The 19,335-nt window shown below is 60.3% G+C and carries 11 protein-coding genes; 3 read left to right on the plus strand and 8 right to left on the minus strand.

Going from position 1 to position 19,335, the window contains the following annotated elements:
• The first annotated feature begins 29 nt into the window (after positions 1-29).
• Positions 30-6,992: a TcdA/TcdB pore-forming domain-containing protein gene (locus HXW87_RS07080; RefSeq protein WP_239778652.1), complete on the plus strand. Its 6,963-nt coding sequence runs from the start codon at positions 30-32 to the stop codon at positions 6,990-6,992.
• Positions 6,993-7,055: 63 nt separating this feature from the next.
• Here HXW87_RS07080 and HXW87_RS07085 read toward each other — a convergent pair whose 3' ends face one another.
• Complete coding sequence (locus tag HXW87_RS07085) at positions 7,056-7,652, minus strand: MarC family protein (RefSeq protein WP_047291049.1); 597 nt, start codon at positions 7,650-7,652, stop codon at positions 7,056-7,058.
• A gap of 236 nt (positions 7,653-7,888) precedes the next feature.
• On the opposite strand from HXW87_RS07085, the gene HXW87_RS07090 reads away from it, so the two are divergent.
• Positions 7,889-8,671, plus strand: coding sequence for a hypothetical protein (locus HXW87_RS07090; protein ID WP_041068162.1), 783 nt, complete (start codon positions 7,889-7,891; stop codon positions 8,669-8,671).
• Between the two features lie 60 nt (positions 8,672-8,731).
• Positions 8,732-9,421 carry a hypothetical protein gene (locus tag HXW87_RS07095; RefSeq protein WP_239778653.1) on the plus strand — a complete coding sequence of 230 codons (690 nt, stop codon included), beginning with the start codon at positions 8,732-8,734 and terminating at the stop codon, positions 9,419-9,421.
• A gap of 49 nt (positions 9,422-9,470) precedes the next feature.
• On the opposite strand, the gene HXW87_RS07100 is transcribed toward HXW87_RS07095, so the two are convergent.
• The 7 genes from HXW87_RS07100 to prmA form a co-directional block, all read right to left on the minus strand.
• Positions 9,471-12,245, minus strand: a complete 2,775-nt coding sequence (locus HXW87_RS07100) for a hybrid sensor histidine kinase/response regulator (protein ID WP_239778654.1) — start codon at positions 12,243-12,245, stop codon at positions 9,471-9,473.
• A gap of 99 nt (positions 12,246-12,344) precedes the next feature.
• Entirely contained in the window at positions 12,345-13,640 is a 1,296-nt protein-coding gene (gene purD, locus HXW87_RS07105) for a phosphoribosylamine--glycine ligase (protein WP_095667646.1), read from the minus strand.
• A gap of 190 nt (positions 13,641-13,830) precedes the next feature.
• Complete coding sequence (purH, locus tag HXW87_RS07110; protein ID WP_182403662.1) at positions 13,831-15,438, minus strand: bifunctional phosphoribosylaminoimidazolecarboxamide formyltransferase/IMP cyclohydrolase; 1,608 nt, start codon at positions 15,436-15,438, stop codon at positions 13,831-13,833.
• 82 nt (positions 15,439-15,520) lie between these two features.
• Positions 15,521-15,841 (minus strand): DNA-binding transcriptional regulator Fis, encoded by a 321-nt coding sequence (gene fis, locus HXW87_RS07115; RefSeq protein ID WP_003221275.1) that lies wholly within the window; start codon positions 15,839-15,841, stop codon positions 15,521-15,523.
• Positions 15,838-16,848, minus strand: a complete 1,011-nt coding sequence (gene dusB / locus HXW87_RS07120; RefSeq protein WP_047291054.1) for a tRNA dihydrouridine synthase DusB — start codon at positions 16,846-16,848, stop codon at positions 15,838-15,840. Before dusB ends, fis begins: the two co-directional genes overlap by 4 nt.
• 185 nt (positions 16,849-17,033) lie before the next feature.
• Positions 17,034-18,326 (minus strand): DUF3426 domain-containing protein, encoded by a 1,293-nt coding sequence (locus tag HXW87_RS07125; RefSeq protein ID WP_047291055.1) that lies wholly within the window; start codon positions 18,324-18,326, stop codon positions 17,034-17,036.
• A 30-nt stretch (positions 18,327-18,356) separates the two neighbouring features.
• A complete protein-coding gene (prmA, locus tag HXW87_RS07130; protein WP_041068147.1) occupies positions 18,357-19,235 on the minus strand; it encodes a 50S ribosomal protein L11 methyltransferase in 879 nt (292 codons plus the stop codon).
• Between the last annotated feature and the right edge of the window lie 100 nt (positions 19,236-19,335).

Consider the following 19,335-nt stretch of genomic DNA (forward strand, 5'->3'; position numbering starts at 1 on the left):
GTTCGCTTGGCTGAAAAAAGGAAATTGCATTGAGTACTACGGATGAAATCTATATGGGCACTGTGTTCGTCGATCATGTCGCGCGCGCTGAACTTGAGTCGGTGAGTGGCAGCCTTGGCGAGGCTCCCTTGCGCTACTACGACGCCGCTGCGGCGGCTCCCAGTCTTTCAGAGCAACTGATAGCGGTCAGGTTGCTCAAGGGCGCGATGGAATCAACACAGCTGGATTCTTCGGATGCCCAGGTCAAGACGCTGCGCCTGAAACTGAGCGACTACCATCGCCGTCTGACCGCCACCTTGGAAATGCTGTCCGCTGGCAAACCGATACCGCGCATCATGCATTTTGTCTGGGTCGGTGGCAGTGAGGTCGGACCGAACCAGCGTGACTACATGAACATCTGGCGCAAAGTGCTGGCGGCGCAGGGCTATGCATTCAATCTCTGGTATGACAGTGATGCACTGCTGGCCTTTGAAATGAACCGGGTGATTCTCGACAGCGCTCGTGTGCACACGATGGAGTCGCCAGAGGCTGCAACGGCATCTCCGAGCAAGTTGTCGAGCATGATCGAAGACCGCGCCAGAGTGCTCAAGCAGCAGATGTTCGATTACCTGAATCAGCCGCGCTGGGCCGGGCGTGCGGACGAGGCGCGGATCGATCTGATGGTGCGCGGTTATGGCAAGGACCGTGCGACGCTCGAAGCCTTCCGCCAGAAATGTCTGGACTCGCATCAGGCCATGGTCGGTGAGGATCTGCGCCTGCGCGATGTTCGGCAGGAGTTTGCCAGTCACTTTCTGGCAGATGTCTACCAGCGCGAAGTCGCCATGCGCGGCAATTTTGCAGCAGCCAGTGATGTGGTGCGGCTGCAGGCCGAGTTTTTCGAAGGTGGGCGTTACAGCGATATGGATTATTTGCCACCCCTGATCGAAAGGCCGGGCGGCGTGGACATCAGTGGCTTCAGTGACCGCGCCAGGATCGGTGTCCTGCAGCTGCTCCTCAACCATGATGAAGCTTTGATGCCGGGGCGCGACCGGCAGCGCTATGCCGACAGAACCGGACATATTCCCGCCGAACATCTTGAGGCACTGAGCGCCTTCGCCCGAAGCAAACCGGGTATGGAGAAGATCTTCGCTTCGCCATTGCCGGTGTCTTTGCCCAAGGATGCCATGCGGCGCGGCACCGCCTTTGGCAGTCCGACGGCCAATGAAATGAATGCCTATATTCTGGCTCACTCTGGCAGCGGCATGGTCAATGCGAGCATGCAATTGATCCGGGCAAATTATGACTGCCTGTATGAGGTTGAGCGCCGCATGAGCCTTGCGGGTGTGACGCGATCAGATGAGTCCTCGGTCCGGAATATAACGTCCGAGGTTGTACTTGAAGCCCAGGCTGACGGGCGCTTGCCGTCGACCGCCAACTTACCCTACAAACTCACCGCTGCCATCCTCGGTTATTACCAGGACGGGATTCGTCTCGACGCCTTGGGCACCATCGACATGACCGGACCCGGCGCGCTTCAAGGTGGCGTAATCGGCTATTTCGAAAGAGACCTGCAACGTGAACACCTGCCGGCGATTCGTAAATATCTGAAGCAGGTCGAGGGCTTCAACGTCTTCACCGAAGAGGAAATGATCTCCGGTTGGGCAGTAAAAGGTACCCCTGAAGACTGGCTGGCAAAAGAACATGAGAAGTGGAGCTCGGGCAAGCTCAAGTCGCGCTACGCCGGCAATCTGACCGACTTGCTGAAAGAGCGGACGCTTACGTTCAAACTTGGCTGGCCGGTCATCGAAGGCAAACCGGTGTTGCTGACGTCGGTCCTGCAGCAACTGCTGGATGATCTGGGTGAGCCGTTTGTGCGGGCGATGAATGACCGATTGACCGGTGATGTTACGTTCAACGCCCCCATCCGCCTTGGTTTTGATGCCCGACAGCAGGTGCTGAACCAGTCGACCGACGCTGTTCCGACGTCCATCGGGGCGGAGTCCCTGGGCAACCTCAACGAGGCCTTGGCGCGCATCGCTGCGGGCAAGTTGCCACTGGAACAGTTGAGTCCGTTGCACCGGGTGATGTTCGGGGGCCTGTTCGGCGCCGCGACGCTGGACCAGACCGGGTTCGCTGAGGCATGGGCAACCACGGTCGCCTTTGCCGAAGATACGCGGGACCGTGGCTTGGTCGCGCGCTATGAAGTGATCGAGCAGACCCTGCTCAGTCGCGATCCTGCAGCGGTCCAGACGCGAGTCAATGCATCGGAGCGCGAATTGCTCGGCCAGAACTCCAGAGCGCTGAAGGCCCAGGCATTTGCCGAGCCGATCAGCGTACGGCAATGGCGTGAGTACGTGAGTCGGATCGAAGTCGCTGCCATGCAGGAGCGCCGGGCGTTGATCCTGTCGCGGGGGGCGGCAGTGCGTGAGGCGTTTTTTCAAGCGGGTGCGCACACGGCCAGACAGTTGCCACAAGACTTGTTGGTGCGCGGTGCGGGCGATCCGGGTCGACGCTGCTATCCGCTGGCGCTGATCATGGCCGCCGCGCTGGAAAAGGGCGCTTCGGCGGAGCGTGCGCTGATCGGTAAACTGGCGCTGGCCAATCTCACACCCGACGCGCCGCAAGTCCATGCACTGCTCAAGGTGCTGGACGAGTTGCGTGGCGTACCCATGGCGCGGTTCGGCGAAAAAAGACCGGCGGTGAACCTGGCCGCTGTGATGCAGGCGCTGGAAGCGAAAAGCACGGCCGGCAGCCTGTTGCTCAACACCGACAATCACTCGATGCTGGTGAGCAAGGTCGTGACGCAGGGCGAGACATCGTATCGCTTCTACGATCCGAACTTCGGGCTGTATGCGTTCGCCCGGATCGAGGCGCTGCAGCAAGGGGTTCAGCGCTTCGTGCAGGAGGAGTCGATTGCCAGGCTTTATGGTCTGGAGCAGGCGGCTGCGAGCGTTTTCGAGGTCATCGAGCTCGACGGCGCAACTATTGCCGGTCATTCGTTGCCTTCGGATATCCGCGTTGAACATTTGCTCAGTGGTGACCCGCTGGGCGGTGGGCGTGCCGTCGAGCCGTGGAGTCAGCATGCCGCGTTGCGTGCGCGTTCCCTGTCAGAGAACGCGCGTCTGGGGCAGGCGTTGAGCAGTGTGGACAGCCACAAGTGGGTACGGACAATCGAAAGCGCGACCCTGCGGTTGCAGGACCAGCATCAGCTGTCCCGTGACTTCGTGCCGGTGTTCGAGTCCCTGAAGAGCGCTGCACAAGGGCGCAGCGAAATCACCTTGGTCAGTGCCAGTGATCCACAGCGCACACGCACGGTGCAGACCGATGACCCGCGCCTGTCCGGAATCAAGTCTTACCTCAGCGATACATTTGAAGCGTTGTCCGGCAGACGCGCCGGGTCAGCCGTGATCGATCCGACGGACGCCAGTGCGGTACACACGCTCAATGCCGGATTTGCCATTCAAGCCTTGCTGCTCGGGTTGCAAAGTGCCGAGTCCGGGATGAGGGCGACGGCGCTGACATCGGCAGTGCGTATCCACGGTTATCTCGCCTACGCGCAGATGGCTCATGGGCTTGTGGTTGACGCCGCACAACTGCTGAATCTGGTGCGGCATGCTTTTAGCGATGGTCTGCGGGTAGCCAAAACCACCTCGTCGATCGTCAGTAATGCACTGGGTAACGTATTGAACGACGGCGTCGGAAGCGTCTTGCAACTGGCCAGCATCGGCTTCGACATTTATCTGTTGGTCAATGCACAGGACGATATCCAGCGCGCGGTCTATGCCACTCAGTTGGCATTCGATGCCGGCGGGCTGGCGCTGGGTGTCGGCGCTTTGGGCGCGGGTATCGTGGGCGCGGGGACGGCGGCGGCCTTTCTCGGCGGCGCCGGGGTGATTCTGGGGGGGCTGGCGGTTGGCATCGGCGCGCTGGTCGAGGGCTTCAGTGCCAGGACGGAACGTGGGAAGCGGATCGGCCGGTATCTCAATGATGTGCATGCGGCCTATCGACCGGAAAGCCATTCGGTACAGGGCGATAGCTACATTGCCAATCCTTTTGCGGTCTACTCCAGGCTTGATTTGCGCGAAGGACTCATTACCTTCGGCAGTCACAAAATTCTCGGAGCGAACGATTACTCCGATCTGCATACACCGAAGGTCATTGGCGATCGCAGCAAGGCATTCGGCATTCGAGAGACACTCGACCTTCGCGACACGATTTCCCTGGATATGACGCCTGGTATTGAAAGCGTAGTGCTGCCGAGTTTGCCGCAATGCTTCCTGGGTTACGATTACGGTGGGCTGCCGTTTTCGACAACGCTCAAGGAAGACCTGGAAACAGCTTTGGCACTGGAGTACGACCGGGCCGGCAAACGGCAATTCTGGTTTACCTTTTACAGGGTCCCGACCGAGTACATCGTTGAAAAAATGGTGCCGTACTACGTGGAAACCAACGTCAGTGTGACCATTGGCCCCGATCAGCGTTTTCTGCATGTACCTCCGTTGCCGCAGGAGATGCACGGTTATCTTTGCTATGACATCGATGCCGCCGGCGGACACTGCGCGATCACCCTGGCCGAGGGCGTCAAATCATTGCGCCTGCAGGTTGCATCCGACCATGCGATGACATGGTCGCTGCGTGCCCCGTGGGTGAGTGCGGCGGCGGTGAAACTGGAGCAGGACACGTTTCACCTGGGTTCGATACGGGTGCAGGTGCCTGCCAGGCATGTTGTGTATCTGCAACTCAAGGACGGTATCTATCAGATTGGTTGGGCGACGGGAACCTTGCTCTTTACTGAACTCGACGCGGTCACCGATGCCGACGCTCAGGTCACACGCGAGCACCTGCGCGAACTCGCGCGCAACCAGCGTCTGGCCGACAGTCCGACGGTCATCCGCAATTACTACGATGCCCTGACTGGCGTTCGTACCACTGCCTGGTACGACCACACCGAAGATGCCTTGCACCTGGTGCGGGGGCTGGATCTGAAGTACGCGGCGGATATCTGCATGGGACCGAAGGTCGGCGAGGAGATGTTTTACTACAGCCCGGTGCAGGGATTTATCTGGCGCACGGATCTCGTGACCGGGCAGATCAGGCGCATTTACCGGTTGATGAATATCGATTCGGAAAACAACCCCTGCATTGTTTCGATTCAGCCCACGCCAGAGGGGCTGCTGCAGGTGGTCCAGCGTTTTGAAGACGCGATTAAAAATGTCTACAAGATGACTTACCTGCTCGGTGAAAATGTCCTGTCCCTCATTGCTATTTCCGATATGAATCCAGGCCACCCGTCGCTGATTCTCGATGGACGCAGCAATGTGGCGGAGTTTCTCCAACGGCACAGCTACCTGTTCCATGAAGCGCTGGATGAGCAGCGCGTGGAGTTCACGCTGGGCGCAATGATTACGATCCACGCCTTGGACGAGAACTTGCGCAAGGCCACCCGAACGTGGGTGCGCAGCGACGATGAGCGCTTGATTCGACCCCTGTTGCGTAACGTTGAAGGCTCAGCGGATTTTCATGATTGGGAGCTGCTTGATCCGCTTCAAGTGGCTGGCGATGGCGATACCGTGTTGTTTCATCATCTGGGTGATCGTCTGGTTTATCGCCAGCGCATCGCCACGGCGGATCAGGCACCCGAGACGTTTGCGCAAAGTGTCTTGCCGCTCAAGGTGCAGCAGGTGCACCGCCAGCACGGGCAATACGTCTTGCTCACAGATGACGGCATGTTGTTCCAGATGAGCAACGACGGCAAGACGCGTCTGGTGGGCCTCAATCAGGCATGGCTGTCGGCGCAGCAGCGCAGTGTCGGCGGATTCAGGTGGTGGTACACGGTCGCGACCGGTGTTCAGAACTGGTCAGCCGAGGGTGTGGAGATCGGAGGCGTCAGTGACGCAACGGGCAAGACACCGCTGTATGTCGTGTATCTGGATCAGCAGTTCCTGATTGCCGACACAGCGGGCAAGGCCCTGCGCGTGTTAAGGCTGACGCCTGACAAAAAAGCGGCGTGGATGATGGACCGGGCATCCGGGCGAATCTATCGTCAGCCGGTCATGGAACCGGAGAACCTGGCGGCGGCATTCGGTTCGGGAACACGTTTGCTGCAGGCGGACTTGCTGCTACCGATGCAGCGAGTCATGCCGCGGCACACGTTTGCCTGGGCCGTGCCGCATGGATCAGGTCTGCGCGCCCGCCGGCATGACCATGTACTGGTCGATCTGATCGACGGAGAGCCGCCGCGTATCGTCGGCGTGGAGGTCGAATTCTTCAACGGCGCCGATTCACTTCAGGCACGGGAAGAAAAGCTGGCACGATTACTCGCAGGTCAGCACAGCGCTTCTTACCTGACGGCGGGCAGGCGTGGTGATCTGTGCAGCTGGTATGACGTCGCTGCCGGTCGCCTGCTCAGCGCCACGGCATCAGGCCAGGAATGGCCGCACTATCTGGGCCTGGAGAACGGTCAGATTCCGGTGCTGCATGACCCGGTGACGGGCCGATTGTTCAGCAACGCCAGAAACGACGACACACGCATGGATGACGGGATGACCGTGCAAGAGGTCAGTCGAGTGGCCAATACGCTGGTCATTGATGGTATTGGCTCATCGGGCAGGATGGCGCCGATTCCGGATGGCGTCGATACGCTGCTACTCAAGTTCGCACAATCCGCCGGTTACATTTCGCTGGACCGGCAGACGTGGGATCGGCTTGATTGCCTGATCGTCGACTCCGCAGAAGCAGGCATTCATCTGCTGCTGAGGCTGGGGCCGATGCATCGGTGGCTGGTCTCGGCCTCCGGCGGTCACTTGCTGCTGACGGATCCCGACTCGGGGAGCAGTATTGTTTTGCGTGACGCCTCGAGCGCTGATGCGGCACGGCAACAGCAGGTGATACTCGATATTCCGTTACCTGACGAGCTCTCGGTGACCGTCAGCCTGGAGGAGCTGATGAGTGCGATCGCCACCGAAACCTTGCTGGAACTTGGCGCGCTGATCGGCCTGTCCAGCGATCAATAAGTCATTCTGCATGGACTGATCAGATCGGGCTGCGGGTATTTTTCTTCCGCAGCCCTTTTTCGTTCAGGATCCCAGGTAGCCCTTGATCCCGGTAAAGATGATTTGCGCCGCCAAGGCACAGACGAAAAGGCCCATCAGCCGACTGACGATCTGCAGGCCCTGATCACCGAGAACCCGTTCAATGTGATTGGACAGGTACAGCACCACGCCGACGGTGAAACTGGCCAGCGTGATACTCATGATCGCGGTCAGTTTATCGTCCCAGTGCGGCTGGCTGACGCCCATCACCAGCAGGGCGCCGATGGTGCCCGGGCCGACGGTCAGCGGGATGGTCAGCGGAACGATCGTCACGTCCTGCTGCACGTTGTCACTCTGCACCACCGGCTTGCCCTGCGCCATGCCCAGCGCCGAGATGAACAACACGCTGCCGGCACCGATGCGGAATGCGTCCGCCGTGATCCCGAACACATCGAAAATCACCCGCCCGAACAGGTACAGCAAAACGCTGGACACCAGCGTGGCAATCGCCACTTTCCAGGCCAGGCGCCGCTGCTCCTTGCGCGAGTAGCCACGGGTCAGGCTGATGAAGCAGGACAACACGAAGAAGGGGCTGTAGAGCACCAGCATCTTCAGGTAAACGCTGAATAACACGTGGAGCATGGTGTTGGCTCGCGGCGGCAGATGGACAGGGCGGAGTCTATCAGCCGGTTTAATTTTTGGGGGGATGGCGAAAACAAATATCCTCGGAGTAACTGAACAAGTTGTAGTTTGAAGTGGGTGTTTTCGGTTCTTGTTATTAGCAAGTTACATGTTCTGGTTTGTAGTTTTTTATTGTTCTGTTTATTGTTCTTTCGCGGGTTCAAGAGGAGCTCGTTTTAATTAATAAGGATTTGATAATGAATATTCATGATGTTGAAGATTGCGCCGTTGCTGAGTGTGTCCACCGCTTGCAGAGTTATGAACTGGACGGCGCGGCTATTCGTCCTCGTGGTCTTTCGCTGCCGGCAATCGAAGAGCCGGGCAAGGGTTCCATCGTCGGTGAAGGCATTCTGTCCTTTACCGGAAACTTGAGTGAACAGAATCGCGAAGATGTGCAACACGCGTTCCTGTTCGCCACGCTGGTCGCCAACAAGAAATATCCGTACGAATATCAGGGCAAGGAATGGTACTACCTGTTTCTGCAAGTGATGACCGATGCTGGCTGGCTGCCAACGAGCAAGTATTACAACGACATGAACATCGGCGGTAACACCGTCCGGATGGATCAACTGGTGCTGGAGATCCTCGGCAGCGTCGTGGCCGGGCTTGCTGTACCGGGCTCGGCTTCGGTGTTGATGCTGAAAGTCGCAGGCGACGCCATTACCGCCCTGAAAAAGCGTGAAACCGCGCTGACGCTGTACGAGCGCAACATGCTGGAACATGGTGTCGGCGGTATGGCGGCGGGCACGTGTACCGAAATCAATGGCGAAGTCACCATGGCCCTGGGGACTGTGCGTTTCATCCGTAAGAACACGGCCAAGCAAGTGTTGTTCATGGATTGGGATTCGCGCGAAGTGAAACTCTATCGGGGTGATTCGGTATTCCGCAAAGTGCCTTCGATTGTCGAGCAAACCCGCGATACCATCCGCGTCAAACTGGGTTTGAACGCAAAAACCAAGATCGAGGATTACGAGATCTGATTGAGTGTTATTGATAGGGCGGCCGTTATCGGTCCGCCCTTTTTCCATTGAGGGTTAATAATGACTCGGTTGTATCAGTTGTTGGCAGTGGGGCATGCTGTTTTGGCATTGCCGGAATCCGGGCACAGCTCGGATTATGATGATCTCGTCCAATCAAGTCTGTTGGCGCAACTGGTCGCCAATAAAAAAATAGAAGACGCGAAAGTTGAAAGTTGGTACGACGCTTACATCGCCGTGCTGGATGACTTCTGGGTGCGAAGCCTGAAGTTTCGCGAGGATTTTTCTGTCGCTCAGGCCGGTACGGGGTCGGCGCAGGAATGGGCCACGAGGGTGTTGGCCAATAACGCTGGCAACGATCCGGCACTTGGCGGGTTGATGGCATATGCGGCGCAAATCACTGACGGTGTTTCGGCGGTGCAGACGTTGCCCGAGCCGCCTGGCGAAGCGCTCGTGCAAACGCCGAGGCCTGCGCTTCAGGTGGTGCGCCTGCTGGCCGTTGCAGCGCAAAGTCCGACATCGATCAGCAGCCTTTATCTTGAGTTCAAGACGCGACAGACGCTGGCTGCCAATCCGTGGTCGCAGCGTTTCGCGAGCGCTGAAGTCGAAGGTCCGGTGTGCGTGCGTTATGCGCGAGCGACGCTGTCGCAAACGCTCTACGCACTATCGCGTCAGGCCGTGGCGCGAAAGCTTGGAGATCGACTGGCGCAGAACGTGGCGCCATTGGCTGAGGCGATCGAGCTCGGTGTCTGAGGCGGATTGTCTGGGTGCTGCAAGCGCTTTCGGGCGATGAACGGAATCGTCAGAATGTCGAGGCCGTGCGGTTCTGCTGATCACGCTGGGCCACCCAGTGCTCGATCAGCTCACGCAGTTGCGACAACTCCACCGGTTTGGCCATGTGCCCGTCCATCCCGGCCTGGCGCGCGCGTTCCTTGTGCTCGGCGAGGATGTGCGCGGTCAGCGCGACGATCGGTGTGCGGGTGCGCTGATTGCTGACTTCCCACGCGCGCAATTGCTGGGTCGCCGAGAAACCGTCGAGGATCGGCATTTCGCAGTCCATCAGCACCAGGTCGTAACGCTGAGCCTTCATCGCCTGCAGGGCTTCTTCGCCATTGCTGGCGGTGTCCGGTTGCAGGTTGAGTTTGCCGAGCATGCCGCGAATCACTTTGGTCGAAATCGTGTTGTCTTCGGCGACGAGAATGCGGAAATCGCTCGGCACCTTGGCCGCCGTCGCGGGAGTGACCACTTGCGGCTGGAACACTACCTGACCTTTATTGCGCTGGTTCAACTCGTCGGCCAGCGTGGTCTTGAGCGTGTAGCCGGCCACCGGTTTGGCGAGGATGCGTTTGATCCCGGAGTTGCGCGCGATGATCTTGCTCGGCGCGTTGCTGATACCGGTGAGCATGATCAGCAGGATATCGTGGTTCAGGCTGGGGTCTTCCTTGATCTTGGCCGCCAGTTGCATGCCGGTCATGCCGGGCATGTTCTGGTCCAGCAGCACCACATCAAAGTAGTCACGCAGATGCGCCTTGGTGCGCAGCAGCGCCAACGCTTCCTTGCCCGAGGGCACCGCGCTGACGTTCAAGCCCCAGGCGCTGCATTGCTGCACCAGCACCTTGCGGCACGTGTCGTTGTCGTCCACCACCAGCACGCGCGCACCTTGCAGCGGGCCGTCGAGGTCGGAGGTCGGGTGTTCGAGACGGTCCGGGTCCAGTGGCAGGGTCAGCCACAAGGTACTGCCCTGATTGGCGCCGCTCTTGATCCCGAACTCGCCGTGCATCAGGCGGATCAGTTGCCGGGCGATCACCAGCCCAAGGTTGCCACCCAAACGGTTGGCCGAGAGGAAGTGCTTGCTGTGCAGCTCGGCATGCAGCAGCGCATCGCGCTCTTCTGCCTCCATCGGCTGGCCACTGTCCTGCACGGCGATGCGCAGGCGCGGCTTGACGCTGCGCTCGTCGAGGGCGACGACGATCAGCACTTCGCCTTCGTCGGTTTTTTTCAGGGCGTTTTCCAGCAGGCTCAGCAGGGTCTGGCGCAAGCGGGTCGGGTCGCCGCTGATCACGCGCGGTACCTGTGGCTGGATGAAACTGATCAGCTCGACGTTTTGCTGTTCGGCCTTGGCCCGGTAGATGCTCAGGCAGTCGTCGATCAAAGCATTGAGGTCGAACTGCACATCATCCAGCTCGATCTGCCCGGATTCGAGCTTGGAGATGTCGAGGATCTCGTTGATCAACGTCAGCAGTTCGTTGCCGGCACTGTGGATGGTTTGCACGTAATCACGTTGCTTGACCGACAGCGGTGTGCCCAGCAGCAGCTCGGTCATGCCCAGCACGCCGTTCATCGGGGTGCGGATTTCGTGGCTGATCTTGGCGAGAAATTCGGCCTTGGCGTTGATCTCGGCGTTGCTGGCGGCGAGGTCGCGGCTGATGCTGAAACGGCTTTCGGTGATGCTGCGCTGGCGTTCACCCAAGGCGATGCTCATCAGCAGGCCACTGATGCAGATGAAGCCCATCAGGGTCATGATCAGGCCTTGCGGTGCCACCAGGGTCAGCCCCAGCAGGGCCGGCAAAATAATCAGCGTGCCGATGTTGAATACCACCATCCCGGCCACGAACAGCCGCGCCGGACGGTAACCCTTCTGCCAGTGATAGAAGCCGACCAGCAACATGCTCAGGCCGGCCAGCGCCACCAGTGCGTAGGTGATGATGTTCAGCGGCAGGGTGTTGACGAACAACAGCAGCAGGCTGCAGATCACGATGAACAGAATGTCGCCCAGCAACAGTTTGTTCAGCGGGTGCGGGCCCAGCGGGGCGAAGAAGCGCAGGGCGAACATCAACCCGGCGGGGGCGGTCAGCAGCAGCGCCAGATAAGCACCCGGCGTCTGGATCGCGTGCCAGTTCGGCAGCCACGGGCCGGCGAGGTTGAGCAGCAGCAACAGACTCAGGCCCAGCAGGCCTTCGCAGACCGCCAGCCACAGGCTGCTGCGCGAGCGCGAGTAGGCATAGCGCACGAGGTTGTGCAGCAGCAACATGCCGAGGCAACCGAACAGCAAGCCGAAAATCAGCGTCTGGTTCTGATTGGCGGCACTCATCACCGCCGATTGCAGGGTGATGTGCGGGCGCAGCTGATGGTCGGAGACCATGCGCAGATAGATGTCGAGTGGCTTGTCGCTTTGCGGCAGCGGTAGCAGGAAATCGCTGCTGGGCAGTGGTCGCTCGGCCTGCGGCTGGTGGGTGCCGGAGAGGCGTTGCTCGATCAGCTTGTCGCCGTCCAGCACGTACAGGCTGAGGCTGGACAGGTCGGGCGCAAAGATACGCAGCACTTGCTCGTGCTTGCCCGGCGCCAGTTTGAAACGCAGCCAGAGTGCGCCATCGGGCTCGGCCGCCGTGAGGCGATCCAGTTCGATAGGGCTGAATTGATTGGTGTAGCGAGTCGAGCGGATGTCGCTCAGTTGCAGATTGCCCTGATCGTCAAGCAATACCGACCAGCCACTGCCTTGCGCGGCCAGCGCCGGAAGCATGCAGAGCAAGGTCAGCAGCGTGACGGTGAAGCTTATGGCAATCCTGAGCCAGCGCACGGCGAAATCCCTTCGTAGGTTGATGCCAGAATATAACGATGCGCAGCGGCGGAACAGCCCGGCGAGGGACTGCATCCCGCGCCGGACCTGAAGGACAACTTATTCCTGGGTTTCGCCACGTTCACGGGCAATGGCGCGGTAGCCAATGTCCTTGCGGTAGAAGCAACCTTCCCAGTCGATGGCGGCGGCCAGCTTGTAGGCTTGCTGCTGGGCTTCGCTGACGCTGGCGCCCATGGCAGTGGCGCAGAGTACGCGACCACCGGCCGTCACCACGTTGCCATCCTTGAGCGCCGTACCGGCGTGGAAGACTTTGCCTTCCAGGCTTGCGGCTGCGTCCAGACCGTTGATCGCTGCACCCTTGGCGTAGTCGCCCGGATAGCCACCGGCGGCCAATACGATGCCGACGCTCGGACGTGGATCCCACTGGGCTTCAACCTTGTCCAGCGCTTGCGCCAGAGCGGCTTCGACCAGCAACACCAGGCTCGACTGCAGACGCAGCATCACCGGTTGGGTCTCCGGGTCGCCGAAGCGGCAGTTGAACTCGATGACTTTCGGGTTGCCGGCCTTGTCGATCATCAGACCGGCGTACAGGAAACCAGTGTAGACGTTGCCTTCTTCGGCCATGCCGCGCACGGTCGGCCAGATCACCTGGTCCATCACGCGCTGGTGCACATCGGCGGTGACCACCGGGGCAGGGGAATAGGCACCCATGCCGCCAGTATTCGGGCCGCTGTCGCCGTCGCCAACACGTTTGTGATCCTGGCTGGTGGCCATCGGCAGGACGTTTTTGCCGTCGACCATGACGATGAACGAGGCTTCTTCGCCGTCGAGGAACTCTTCGATCACCACGCGCGAACCGGCGTCGCCAAAGGAATTGCCGGCGAGCATGTCGCGCACGGCGTCTTCGGCTTCGGCCAGGGTCATGGCCACGATCACGCCTTTACCGGCGGCCAGGCCATCGGCCTTGATCACGATCGGTGCGCCTTTTTCCCGCAGATAAGCCAGAGCCGGCTCGATCTCGGTGAAATTCTGGTAGTCGGCGGTCGGGATCTTGTGGCGGGCCAGGAAATCCTTGGTGAAGGCTTTCGAGCCTTCCAGCTGCGCAGCGCCGGCGGTCGGACCGAAGCAGTCCAGGCCACGGGAGCGGAACAGATCGACCACGCCAGCGACCAGCGGTACTTCCGGGCCGACGATGGTCAGGGAAACGTTTTTCTCGGCGAAGTCGGCCAGTTGCTCAAGGGCCAGCACGTCGATGGCGACGTTTTCGCACTTGGCTTCAATCGCGGTGCCGGCATTGCCCGGCGCGACGAAAACCTTCTGCACACGCGGATCCTGAGCCACTTTCCAGGCCAGGGCGTGTTCACGGCCACCGCTGCCAATGATCAAAACATTCATTTCAAAAACCTCGGATGACGCTAATTCTGTTTTTAGAGCCTAAAGCGCTTCACGCTGTAGGAGGTCGCAATGAAGTCGGTAGATGCAAGGCGGAGTTGACCTCGATGAGCGGAGTTGCCTTTTGGCAATGAGCATCATCGAGGTCGGCTCCAACGCAGCAGATGCCGGCTTCAGTGCGGCCGTCGACTGGTTAGTGACGGAAGTGGCGCATGCCGGTGAACACCATCGCGATGCCTGCTTCGTCAGCAGCAGCAATCACTTCAGCATCACGCATCGAGCCGCCCGGCTGGATCACTGCCGTGATGCCCACCTTGGCCGCATTGTCCAGACCGTCGCGGAACGGGAAGAACGCGTCCGATGCCATCACCGAACCGGCCACTTGCAGACCGGCATGCTCAGCCTTGATCGCAGCAATACGCGCGGAGTTTACGCGGCTCATCTGGCCAGCGCCGACACCGATGGTCTGACGGTTCTTGGCGTAGACGATGGCGTTGGACTTGACGTACTTGGCAACTTTCCAGGCGAAGATCAGGTCGTGGATTTCCTGTTCGGTCGGTGCACGCTTGGTCACCACTTTCAGGTCGTCGGCGCCGATCATGCCGATGTCGCGGCTCTGCACCAGCAGGCCACCGTTGACGCGCTTGTAGTCCCAGGCCGGAACGCGGTCCGCCGACCACTCGCCACAGGCCAGCAGGCGCACGTTGGCTTTGGCGGCGACGATGGCGCGAGCCTCTTCGCTGACGCTTGGGGCAATGATCACTTCCACGAACTGACGCTCGACGATCGCCTTGGCGGTCTCGGCATCCAGCTCACGGTTGAAGGCGATGATGCCGCCGAAGGCCGACTCGGTGTCGGTGGCGTAGGCCAGTTCGTAGGCCTGACGGATACCGCCCTCGGCGTCCGGGCTCACGGCCACGCCGCACGGGTTGGCGTGCTTGACGATCACGCAGGCCGGCTTGACGAAGCTCTTCACGCATTCCAGCGCGGCGTCGGTGTCGGCCACGTTGTTGTACGACAGCTCTTTGCCTTGCAGTTGGGTCGCGGTGGCGATACCGACTTCGGCAGGCTTGGCTTCCACGTAGAACGCCGCGCTCTGGTGCGGGTTCTCGCCGTAGCGCATTTCCTGGGCCTTGATGAACTGGCTGTTGAAGGTGCGCGGGAATTCGCTGCGGCCTTCGGTGCTCAGGGTTTCGGCAGCCTGATTCACGGTGCCCATGTAGTTGGCGATCATGCCGTCGTAGGCGGCGGTGTGTTCAAAGGCCTTGAGCATCAGGTCGAAACGCTGAGCGTAGGTCAGGCCGCCGGCCTTGAGGTTTTGCAGAACGTTGGCGTAATCGCTGGCATTCACCACGATCGCCACGTCCTTATGGTTTTTCGCCGCCGAACGGACCATGGTCGGGCCGCCGATGTCGATGTTCTCGATGGCGGTCGGCAGGTCGCAGCCTGGCTTGTTGATGGTGGCTTCGAACGGGTACAGGTTGACCGCAACCAGATCGATCGGCTTGATGCCGTGCTCACTCATGATCGCGTCGTCGATACCGCGACGACCGAGGATCCCGCCGTGGATTTTCGGGTGCAGGGTTTTCACCCGACCGTCCATCATTTCCGCGAAACCGGTGTAATCCGCGACTTCCACTGCAGCAACACCGTTGTCGCGCAGCAGCTTGAACGTCCCGCCGGTGGAGAGGATCTCGACGCCGAGGGCTTCAAGCTCTTTGGCGAATTCGAGGATCCCGGTCTTGTCGGAAACGCTGATCAAGGCGCGGCGGATCGGCAGGCGGGTAGTCTGGTCGGTCATCTCAATTTCCATCAAAAGCAAAGGAAGTCAGCAAAAAAGGCGACCGGTTTTACGCGGGCGCCTTTCTGGTTTGATTGAATGCTTACAGCAGATCGTACTGCTTGAGTTTCTTGCGCAGTGTGCCGCGGTTGAGTCCCAGCAGCTCACTGGCCTTGGTCTGGTTGCCCTTGACGTAGTTCATCACGCTTTCGAGCAGGGGAGCCTCGACTTCGGAGAGCACCAGGTTGTACACATCCGTGACGGACGCGCCCTCAAGGTGGGCGAAATAATTGTGCAGCGCCTTCTCGACACTCCCGCGAAGGGTCTGACCTTCTTCGCTTGGGGTATTGAGGTGCTGTTTCAAATTCACGTTGTCGCTCACGGGTGCTGTTCCACTCACTAAAGTCTCGGTCATCATCGTCATGCGGCCACCCCTTCTTCGTCCCCTGTCAGGCTCTTGTAACGCTCGGCGAAGAACTCCCGAACGTTGGCGCATTGTGTTTCCGTACCATCCAAACGATTGAAGTGGGCGCGAAACTCCCTGGCGCCCGGCAAGGTTGCGAGATACCAGCCCACATGCTTGCGGGCAATGCGCACGCCCATCACATCCCCATAGAAGGCGTGCAGGGCGGCCAGATGCTCCAGCAGGATGCGTTCCACTTCGTTCAGCTCCGGCGCCGGCAATTTCTCGCCGGTACGCAGGAAGTGTTCGATCTCGCGAAAAATCCATGGCCGCCCCTGGGCAGCCCGGCCTATTAGCAGGCCATCGGCACCGGTCGCGTCAAGCACGTAGCGGGCCTTTTCCGGCGAATCGATATCGCCATTGGCAAACACCGGGATCGACACCGCCTGCTTGATCGCGGCAATCGTGTCGTACTCGGCTTCGCCGGTGTACAGATCGGCGCGCGTGCGGCCATGCACGGCCAGCGCGGTGATCCCGGCCTGCTCGGCGATCTTCGCCACGGTCAGGCCGTTCTTGTTGTCGCGATCCCATCCGGTGCGGATCTTCAGGGTCACCGGCACATCCACTGCAGCGACGACGGCCTGCAGGATCTCGGTAACCAGTGCTTCATCCTTCAACAACGCGGAGCCGGCGGCCTTGTTGCAGACCTTCTTTGCCGGGCAACCCATGTTGATATCAATAATCTGTGCGCCCAGCTCGACGTTGGCCCTGGCCGCATCCGCGAGCATCTGCGCGTCGCCACCGGCAATCTGTACCGAGCGTGGCTCGGGATCGCCTTCGTGGATCATGCGCATGCGCGACTTGCGGGTGTTCCACAGGCTCATGTCACTGGTGACCATTTCCGAGACTACAAGCCCTGCGCCCAAACGCTTGCACAGCTGACGAAAGGGCTGGTCGGTGACGCCCGCCATCGGGGCGAGAATCAAACCGTTCTGCAATGTATATGGGCCGATGCGTACCGCCGACATAGGACTTCCCTGAAGTGGGGCCGGATCATGAGAGTTCGAAAAAGGGTTGGCATGATACCCGCTCTCGATGACTGGATAAAGGCTGAATTGAACAAAATCTGAACAGTTATTCTGTTATTGCCAGCGGTTTGGTTGCCGTGGGCGAAGTCAGAAAACTGCCGTCAAACCTGAAGCGATGAAGCGATTCACTCGGGGGAGTGGAAACTCAGGCTGTAATTCACCGCTTTGGGGCCTGGATCGAGGATATCCAGTGCGATGTGGATCGGCGTCTGTGGCGGCATTTCCGCCATGCCCTCAAGGTCGCCGTTGAGGTATTCGCCGGGTTTGAAGCGACGACTGGCAATCAGGTGCCCATTGAGATCGGCGAAGCGCAACTCCAGCAGCGGGAACGGCTGGGAGAATGTTGCGCGGTTGTAGATGATCGCATCCACTACCAGCGCCCCGCTGAATTCCGGATGGCTGCGCACCACCAGATTGCTGCTTTTGATTTTGCCGATGTCGACCTTGGAGGGCACCGTGCAGCCAATCTGCGGGCAGAACTGCTGGAACCACGGGCGGTACTGATCCTGGCGCGCCAGTTCGTCGAAATGATAGGCGATGTACTGACCGGCCAGACCAGCGGCAGCCAATAGCACCAGCAAACTCCAGAGCAGGCGCCGGCCCCAGGGCGAACGGCGCTTCTGCCAGTCCAGTTGCAGTGGATCGTCGGTCAGATCCTGCAGCACTTCGGCGCGTACGCCGGGTTCGGCACGTTCACGTTTTTTACGCAGCGGTTCGACCGATGGCAACTCGTCATCGTCCGGTTCGACGCTGGCCGACAGGCGTTCGCGGCGGGCATTCGGATCGATCGGGTCATGCAGGCGCAGTTGCGGGATCGGCGGCTCGTCGTCCAGATCCACCGGCTCCAGCGACAACGAAGGCTCGGTGCGCGCGGTTTTCAGCGGTTCGGCTTCGACGATCTCGGGCTCGATTTCATCTTCGGGCTCGGGCAGGCGTTCATCGTCGCGTGCGCTGAACAGGCTGTCGCGCCACACCGTTTCATCGGCTTCAGGGCTGTCGCGGCGGGCGCTCAGGGACTCTTCGCGCTGGCGACCGAATTCGGTGGTCGGCTGGATTTCCCGTTGTTCGAGGCGGGCCAGTTCTTCGTCCAGATCGAGGCTGTCCAGGTCCAGCTCGCTGGCGCTCCATTGCTTTTGGCTGATGGCGCGCGGCGCGGGCGGTTCGTCGTTGACGGGCGCTTCGACCACTGGCGGCGGTTCGCTGACCACGGGCTGAGACGGTGCTGGCTGGACAATGGCCGGCGCCACCGGCGTAACCGCTTCCTTGCCGGCGTGTTGTTCCAGCAGCTGTTTGGCGGCATTGAACACTTGCAGGCAGGAGCCACAGCGAACCACCCCGCGGGCCACGCTCAACTGAGCATGGCTGACGCGGAAGCTGGTTTGGCAATGCGGGCACTGGGTGACGAAGCTGTCGGTCATGCGGCGATCCGGTTTATGCAGGCGGCCATTTTAGCGCCGACGGCCGGTGATGCGCACCCAGCCATCACGATTGGCGATCGGGTCGAGATCGAAGTCTTGAGCATAAGCTGCGGCGACTTCTTCGCCTTGTTCGGCGAGGATCCCGGACAACGCCAGACGCCCGCCGGACTTGACCAGGCCGGACAGCTGCGGCGCCAGGGAAACCAGCGGGCCGGCCAGAATGTTGGCCACCAGCACGTCGGCTTTGACCTGCGGCAGATCTTCCGGCAGGTACAGCGGGAACAGCTCGTCGGCAATATTGTTGCGTCCGGCGTTGTCGCGCGAGGCTTCCAGCGCCTGCACGTCGATGTCGGTGCCGACCGCTTCTTTGGCGCCGAGCAGCAGGGCGGCGATCGCCAGAATCCCCGAGCCGCAGCCGAAGTCCAGTACGTTGCAGTCCTTCAGATCCTGGCCGTCGAGCCATTCCAGGCACAGCGCGGTAGTCGGGTGAGTGCCGGTGCCGAATGCCAGGCCCGGGTCCAGCAGCAGGTTGACCGCATCAGGCTCGGGCGCGGCATGCCAGCTCGGCACGATCCACAGGCGCTGACCGAAACGCATTGGCTGGAAACCGTCCATCCAGCTACGTTCCCAATCCTGGTCTTCGATGACTTCGCTGTGATGCTCGGGCAGCGGGCTGCCGGTCAGCAGTTCCAGATGCGCCAGCACCGGCGCAGGCTCGGTGCCGCCCTCGAACAGGGCCAGCAGGTGCGTGTGCGCCCACAGCGGGGTGGTGTTGAGTTCCGGCTCGAAGATCGGCTGATCTTCGGCGTCCATGAAGGTCACCGAAACGGCGCCGACTTCAAGGAAAGCGTCTTCGTAGGTTTCGGCTTGTTCCGGGCTGATGGCGAGACGTACTTGCAGCCAAGGCATGGCGGGCACCTTTGAAAAAATATGATTGCAGCCTAGCGGCCAGCGAGAAGCGCGCAAGTTTACGCGAGCGCAAAGCTTTTGTGGGAGCGAGCTTGCTCGC

Source organism: Pseudomonas sp. Y5-11, from assembly GCF_022368695.1.
GTDB classification, from domain to species: domain Bacteria; phylum Pseudomonadota; class Gammaproteobacteria; order Pseudomonadales; family Pseudomonadaceae; genus Aquipseudomonas; species Aquipseudomonas parakoreensis.

Bases quoted from the DNA above. Each gene is read 5' to 3' on its own strand.
- HXW87_RS07085 (WP_047291049.1), bottom strand. From the start codon at position 7,652: ATGCTCCACGTGTTATTCAGCGTTTACCTGAAGATGCTGGTGCTCTAC.
- HXW87_RS07090 (WP_041068162.1), top strand. From the start codon at position 7,889: ATGAATATTCATGATGTTGAAGATTGCGCCGTTGCTGAGTGTGTCCAC.
- HXW87_RS07095 (WP_239778653.1), top strand. From the start codon at position 8,732: ATGACTCGGTTGTATCAGTTGTTGGCAGTGGGGCATGCTGTTTTGGCA.
- purD (WP_095667646.1), bottom strand. From the start codon at position 13,640: ATGAATGTTTTGATCATTGGCAGCGGTGGCCGTGAACACGCCCTGGCC.
- purH (WP_182403662.1), bottom strand. From the start codon at position 15,438: ATGACCGACCAGACTACCCGCCTGCCGATCCGCCGCGCCTTGATCAGC.
- fis (WP_003221275.1), bottom strand. From the start codon at position 15,841: ATGACGATGATGACCGAGACTTTAGTGAGTGGAACAGCACCCGTGAGC.
- dusB (WP_047291054.1), bottom strand. From the start codon at position 16,848: ATGTCGGCGGTACGCATCGGCCCATATACATTGCAGAACGGTTTGATT.
- HXW87_RS07125 (WP_047291055.1), bottom strand. From the start codon at position 18,326: ATGACCGACAGCTTCGTCACCCAGTGCCCGCATTGCCAAACCAGCTTC.
- prmA (WP_041068147.1), bottom strand. From the start codon at position 19,235: ATGCCTTGGCTGCAAGTACGTCTCGCCATCAGCCCGGAACAAGCCGAA.